7 protein-coding genes and 1 pseudogene are annotated in these 6,946 nt (G+C 29.9%); 6 read left to right on the forward strand and 2 right to left on the reverse strand.

Annotated elements, in window-relative coordinates:
• Together AB1Z17_RS11755 and AB1Z17_RS11760 are read right to left on the reverse strand one after the other, a co-directional pair.
• Positions 1-463: pseudogene (locus AB1Z17_RS11755) on the reverse strand (glycosyl transferase); the annotation flags it as partial.
• A 21-nt stretch (positions 464-484) separates the two neighbouring features.
• A complete protein-coding gene (locus tag AB1Z17_RS11760; RefSeq protein WP_368051987.1) occupies positions 485-2,098 on the reverse strand; it encodes an MFS transporter in 1,614 nt (537 codons plus the stop codon).
• Between the two features lie 423 nt (positions 2,099-2,521).
• On the opposite strand from AB1Z17_RS11760, the gene def reads away from it, so the two are divergent.
• From def to AB1Z17_RS11790, 6 genes are all read left to right on the forward strand, one after another.
• Entirely contained in the window at positions 2,522-3,109 is a 588-nt protein-coding gene (gene def / locus AB1Z17_RS11765; protein WP_368051988.1) for a peptide deformylase, read from the forward strand.
• Between the two features lie 96 nt (positions 3,110-3,205).
• On the forward strand, positions 3,206-3,625 hold the full coding sequence (locus tag AB1Z17_RS11770) for a DUF5606 domain-containing protein (RefSeq protein ID WP_368051989.1): 420 nt from the start codon (positions 3,206-3,208) through the stop codon (positions 3,623-3,625).
• A gap of 3 nt (positions 3,626-3,628) precedes the next feature.
• Positions 3,629-4,408 carry a nucleoside triphosphate pyrophosphohydrolase gene (gene mazG / locus AB1Z17_RS11775; protein ID WP_368051990.1) on the forward strand — a complete coding sequence of 260 codons (780 nt, stop codon included), beginning with the start codon at positions 3,629-3,631 and terminating at the stop codon, positions 4,406-4,408.
• Positions 4,409-4,448: 40 nt separating this feature from the next.
• Complete coding sequence (locus AB1Z17_RS11780; protein ID WP_368051991.1) at positions 4,449-4,904, forward strand: DUF1801 domain-containing protein; 456 nt, start codon at positions 4,449-4,451, stop codon at positions 4,902-4,904.
• A complete protein-coding gene (locus AB1Z17_RS11785) occupies positions 4,905-5,636 on the forward strand; it encodes an SDR family NAD(P)-dependent oxidoreductase (RefSeq protein ID WP_368051992.1) in 732 nt (243 codons plus the stop codon). It abuts the gene before it with no gap.
• A gap of 110 nt (positions 5,637-5,746) precedes the next feature.
• A partial coding sequence (locus tag AB1Z17_RS11790; protein WP_368051993.1) for a long-chain fatty acid--CoA ligase occupies positions 5,747-6,946 on the forward strand: 1,200 nt, incomplete at its 3' end.

Raw genomic sequence — 6,946 nt, forward strand, 5'->3', positions numbered from 1 at the left:
AAAGTGCAAATTCAATAAAAGAAAATAGTTTTATTTTTTTTACTTCTGAAGAAGTATTTTTAATACTTACTTTTTGAATTTCACCCCAAAATCCTAATGGAATAAATTGTAACACTTCTGTTTCAACTCCATTTTTTGAACCATTAAATTTAGTGTAACTCATACCGTGACGGCACTCATAACTATCTAATTGTGTTTTTACTGGTTTCCAAGTTGGAGACCAAACAGTATCACCATCTTTTATGTAAAAATACTTTCCACCGTCATCTATTGGAACATTATTATATCTATAACGTGTTAATCTTCTATACTTAGCATCTTTATAAAAAGTATATCCACCTCCCGTATTTGAAGTTAATGAGAAAAAATCCTCATTCCCTAAATAATTAATCCAAGGATATGGAGTTTTAGGGTTTGTAATTACATATTCTCTATTTATATCGTCAAAATGTCCGTATTTCATTTCGTGAAAATTTAATCTTTTTTAATTATTTTGTTCTTTTAGTCTTCTCGTATTTAACTCTAAAGTAATTTCATCAAGTTTCTTTTGAGTAAGCGGGTATAAAAACATTAACACTGCTGCTACTAAAGTAATTAAAGCAGGTATCCAACTCATTAACATAATTATTCCAGGAATTGCGCCATCTATAGCCCCTGCATCCTGTCCGCTATAATGAAATGCACCTAGCACTAATCCTATGATTGCTCCTGCAATACCACCACCAAACTTTGTGGCAAAAGAACCCGCTGAATATATAAGTCCTGTTGCTCTTCTTCCGTTTTTAAATTCTGAATAATCTGCTGCATCGCCAAGCATCACAAAAAATAAGGTTGGAAACATTGCTGCAGCAAATTCAGATAGGATTCCAATTGCAAAAATTGCCTCAATATCGTTAGGTCCGCAAAAAGCAAGTAAAGCATTCACACCTCCAGAAAATAGTAAGGCATAAATAAATAAGTTACGTTTCCCAAACTTTTTTCCTAATGGAGCTGTTACCATAGCGCCGGCTACAGAAGCAAGCATTAAGCCAATCAAAAATGTTGCTGCCAACAATTGATTGTTTAAATAATGTGTAAAATAAATGATTACAATCCCTTGTTTTATAGAATTGTAAATATTGAATAATAGTCCTATTACTAATAATACAAGCCAAGGTTTATTAGATATTAAGTCTTTAAAATCCTGTTTTAAATTGTTTTTTTGAGCTCTTGGAGGTTGAATTCTTTCTTTAGTTGTGTAAAAAGTGATAAACATTAAAATTGCTAAAAAAACTGACATTAAATACATTGAATTGCTATACCCTTCTTTTTGATCAATTATAAAAATATTGTTTTCCGTTAAGCCGTTTTCACCTTCAACAATAAAAGCATATTCTTTATTTGCTTCCATTGAAAAACTTTTTTTATTTGTTGGAACGTTATCCTTAGATTCCATTTTTGGATCATCCCAAATAAATTCAGCAATTCCATTTTCTGTTTTAATATTTACATTTTCAACATCTTTAGAAGTAGAAACTTCTACTCTAAATTTTTCATTTTCTAATTTAGAAACATTAATAATTGGGTTCATATTTCCAAAATAAGCTACTAAAAAGAGTAATGCCCCTTGCACCAACATTCCACCCCCAAAAGCTCCAACCATTCTAAAAGATCCCAAACTAGTTCTCTCTTTATCATCTCCAGTCATAACAGCCATAAGTGCTCCATAAGGAATATTATTAGCTGTATATATTAACGTAAAAAATATATAGGTTATATATGCATAAATGATTTTTCCCGTCGAGCTCAAATCAGGACTTGTAAATAATAAAGATAAAATTGCCGCCAAAGGAACCGCTGTCCATAAAATCCAAGGACGAAATTTCCCATATTTAGATTTCGTTCTATCGCCAATAATTCCCATTAACACATCACTAATTCCATCGCTAAAACGCGCTACTAACATTAATACTCCAACTGTTACCGGACTTAATCCAAAAACATCTGTATAAAAAATAAATAAAAAAGTTGCAACTCCTCGCCAAGCAATATTTGCGGCGCCGTCACCAAACGCATAGCCAATTTTTTCTTTTAATGATAGTTTTTTTATTTCAGCCATTTATGTTTTTTTAAGATAAATAGAAGTTATTTGTTTTTTACAGTTTATATAAAACAATGAAAGTATTAATACACAAAATCTTAATTATTGTTGCTTTCATTCTTTAAATTTTATTATAATTACAAACTTAGCTCATTCAGACTAACTATAATTTGACTTTATAATTATACATTTTTCAAAATTAATTAACTAATCAAAAAACTATTGATACTATTTTGCCTTTTTCTTACCTATTTTTTTGTTTTAAAAATCAAATTTTTTGTTTCCAATAAATTCATAGTTTATATAAAACAAGTAGCTCTTTATATTTAAAGGAGAAAGCACTATAAGTGGTTGTTAATTTTAATGGTTTTATAAATTACAATTCTCAACATTTTATTATTCATCTAATCTTTTGTACTTTTGCAATCCAAAAAAAAGAAAATGATTTTACCAATTATAGCTTATGGCGATCCTGTTTTAAGAAAAGTAGGTATTGATATTGATAAAGATTATCCAGATTTAGATATTCTTATTGAAAATATGAAAGAGACAATGGTAAACGCCAGTGGCGTTGGTTTAGCTGCACCACAAATTGGAAAATCGATTCGATTATTCATTATAAATGCCACCCCTTTTAGTGAAGATGATGAGTTGGAAGAAGAGGAACGCGAGTTTTTAGCAACTTTTGACAAAGTATTTATCAATGCTAAAATTATAAAAGAAGAAGGTGATGAATGGGCTTTTAATGAAGGTTGCTTAAGTATTCCAGATATTAATGAAGATGTTTTTAGACTAGAAAAAATTTCTATCGAATATTTAGATGAAAATTTTGAAAAACATACAACAACTCTTGAAGGAATAGCAGCAAGAGTTTTTCAACACGAATACGACCATATTGAAGGAATTCTATTTACTGATAAAATTTCCTCATTAAAAAAACGATTGATAAAAAAGAAATTAGAAAATATTTCGAAAGGGAAAATAAGTCCAAAATATAGAATGAAATTTCCCTTATTAAAAAGAAAATAAAGCCCCATAATCCCCGAAGGGGAAATAAAAAAAGGTTAATAATTTAAAAAAATAGTTAAACGTTTTAAGCGTTTAAACAACTAAATAATAAAATAAATGGAATTAAAAGATATTGTATCTGTTAACGGTAAACCAGGTTTGTACGAAATTAAAGCGCAATCTAAAGGTGGAATTATTGTAGAATCTTTATTAGATGGTAAAAAGTTTCCAGTTACTGTTACACATAATATTAGTGCCTTAAACGAAATTGCTATTTATACCTATGAAGAAGAAGTTCCACTTCGAATCATATTAAAAAGTATTGGCGAAAAAGAAGGTGGTAAAGAAGCTATCAGTCATAAAGAAAATGGTAAAGCTTTAACTTCTTATTTTAGAGAAGTATTACCAAATTTTGACGAAGAACGTGTGTATACTTCAAACATAAAAAAAGTATTGCAGTGGTATAATTTATTAGCTTCAAAAAATTTCGACTTTACGGCAATTAAAGAAGAGGAAGAAGAAACAGAAGAAGCATAAATTATGAACTCCCGAGAGCAGCAACTTAAAGCATTTGGTCGATTGTTAGACATTATGGACGAGTTGCGTTTAAAATGTCCTTGGGATAAAAAGCAAACTTTTCAATCGCTTCGTCATTTAACCATCGAAGAAACTTATGAATTAGGCGATGCCATTCTTAATAACGATTTACAAGAAATCAAAAAAGAATTAGGCGATGTATTACTTCATATCGTTTTTTATGCAAAAATTGGTTCGGAAACAGACACTTTTGATATTGCAGATGTTGCCAATTCAATTTCAGAAAAATTGATTTATAGACATCCACATATTTATGGAGATGTTATTGTTAAAGATGAAAAAGAGGTAAAACAAAACTGGGAACAGCTCAAGCTAAATGAAGGCAAAAAATCTGTTTTAGAAGGCGTTCCCAAATCGTTACCAGCTATGGTAAAAGCTAACAGAATACAAGACAAAGTTGCAGGAGTTGGATTTGATTGGGAAAAACCCGAACAAGTTTGGGAAAAAGTACAAGAAGAACTTACAGAACTAAATGCAGAAATTAAAAAAGGAAATACTGCTAATATTGAAGCTGAATTTGGCGATGTATTATTTTCTATGATTAATTATGCGCGATTTATAAATGTAAATCCGGAAAATGCATTAGAACGTACCAACAAAAAATTTATTAATCGGTTTCAATATTTAGAAATTGCGGCTAAAAAAATTAATAAATCCCTTCACGATATGTCTCTAGAAGAAATGGATGTTTATTGGAATGAAGCAAAGCAATTTTATAATTAAATAAAAAAATAGTTATATTAGTATAGTTAAAACTACAACTATGCAAATTAAAGCCAAAAATCCTGAAGAATACATTTCCAAGATTCCTGAAGAAAGAATTCCCTATTTTAAAAAACTAAGAAAAACTATCTTAGAAAATATACCAAACGGGTTTGAAGAGCAAATGAGTTATGGAATGATTGGTTATTTAGTTCCTAAAAGTATGTACCCAAGTGGTTACCATTGTGATCCAAAATTACCATTACCTTTTGTTAATATTGCCTCTCAAAAAAACTTTATAGCATTGTATCATTCAGGAATATATGCAAATCCCGATTTGCATGATTGGTTTATAAATGAATATCCCAAACATTGCAAAAGAAAATTAGATATGGGTAAAAGCTGTATTCGGTTTAAAAAAGCTGAAGAAATCCCCTTTGAATTAATTGCAACATTAATGCAAAAAATGACACCCAAAGAATGGATTGCACTGTATGAAAAAAACATAAAACGTTAAATGGAAAAAATACTTATTATTACTGGAGGAAGTAAAGGTCTTGGTTTGGGACTGGCAAAAGAATATCACAAAAATGGCTATCGTATCATTTCAATTTCAAGAGGTATTATTGAAAAATTTTATGCTGTAGAGCAATACCAATGCGATTTAAGTAATACCGAAACAATTGAAAGTGTAGTAACTGAAATTTTTTCTCATTTAGATAAAAATACCACTAAAGCATTAACTTTAATTAATAATGCGGGCGATTTGGGAACTGTAAATACAATCGAAAACATTTCTCCTAAAGAAATTGACTACACCATAAGAGTAAATTTAATTGCTCCTTTAATTTTAAGCTCGTTGTTTATAAAATTATCAAAAGGTTGGGACTGTAAAAAGAAAATTTTAAATATTTCTTCAGGTGCAGCAGTAAATCCTTACGAAAGCTGGTCGTTGTATTGTGCGTCAAAAGCAGGTGTTGATATGATGACAAAAGTGCTTTCAAAAGAACAAAAGGGAATTAAAAAGGGTGTAAAAATTGTTTCCATTTATCCTGGAATTGTTGATACAGACATGCAAGAAAAGGCAAGGAGCACACCTAAGGAAAATTTTAAATCTGTACAGCGTTTTATCGACTTTTTTGAACACGGGGATTTATCGTCTCCAGAACAAGTTGCCCAAAAAATTTATCAGCTTGAAATTGCAGGCAAGTTAAAGAACGGCAGTATTTTAGACGTAAGAAATGAATAAAAATAATAGAAATAAGGAAGTCATAACTTAATAAAATTTAAGTTTATGGAAGGGGGTAAATAAATGAATTCAATTTTTATTTTTATTTTGCATCAACTTAATTATTATTTATGTCAATTAAAATAACACGTCTTTTCGATTTTGCCTATTCTCAATTAGAAAAAAATGCTGAACTAAATATATTTAATTCTAAAGTCGATTCTAAGTGGGTTGCCACTACAACTAAAGAATATTTAGACCAAGCCAATAAAATTAGTAGGGCATTAGTGCAATTAGGTATAAAACCAAATGATAAAATTGCAGTTGTAACTTCAAATAATAGAGTTGAATGGAGCATTTTAGATATTGCAATTTTACAAATTGGAGCAGTAAATGTGCCCTTATACCCTACTATTGCATCCAAAGATTACGAATGTATTATAAACCATTCCGATGCTGTTTTATGCTTTGTATCCGATAAAATTTTATATGATAAAGTTGCAATCATAAAAGAAAACACCAAGCTAAAAGACATTTATACGTTTGATACCATTGCATCTGTATCTAGTTGGAATTCTCTATTAAATTTAGGTGAAAATTCTAAAAATCAAACTGAGGTTGACTTATTTAAATCAAAGGTAGCAGCTTCTAACTTAGCGACTATTATTTATACTTCGGGCACAACTGGTATACCAAAAGGTGTAATGCTCTCCCATAAAAATATTGTTGAAAACACCTTAGTAAGTGCCAAAGCGTTAGATTTTGAAGCACATAAGCACAAAGTATTAAGTTATTTACCGGTTTGTCATATTTTTGAACGTTTTGCTTTATATTATTATCAAATGATGGGTTTCGAAATTTATTTTGCAGAATCTATCGATAAGTTGGGAGATAATTTAAAAGAAGTGCAGCCTCATTTTATCCCTGTTGTTCCTAGATTATTAGAAAAGATTTACGATAAAATTGCAGATAAAGGAAGTCAGTTAAAAGGCTTAAAACGATTGTTGTTTTATTGGTCTATAGATTTAGGAAAAAGATATGAACCCTATCAAAAAAATGGTTGGTGGTACCATTTTCAATTAAATATTGCTAAAAAGATAGTGTTTAGTAAGTGGCGAGAAGCTTTAGGTGGAAATATTAAATTTTTGGTATCTGGTAGTGCTCCTTTACAACCTGTACTCATTAGGTTATTTACAGCTGCAGGAATTCCAATTTATGAAGGTTATGGAATGACAGAAACTTCGCCAGGAATATCGATTAACGATTTTAGAAATAACGGTTTTAAAATTGGAACAGTTGGAAAAGCATTAGATGGTATTCAAATTAAAATT

The sequence above is a fragment of the Lutibacter sp. genome (assembly GCF_040883305.1).
In the GTDB taxonomy this organism is placed as follows: domain Bacteria; phylum Bacteroidota; class Bacteroidia; order Flavobacteriales; family Flavobacteriaceae; genus Lutibacter.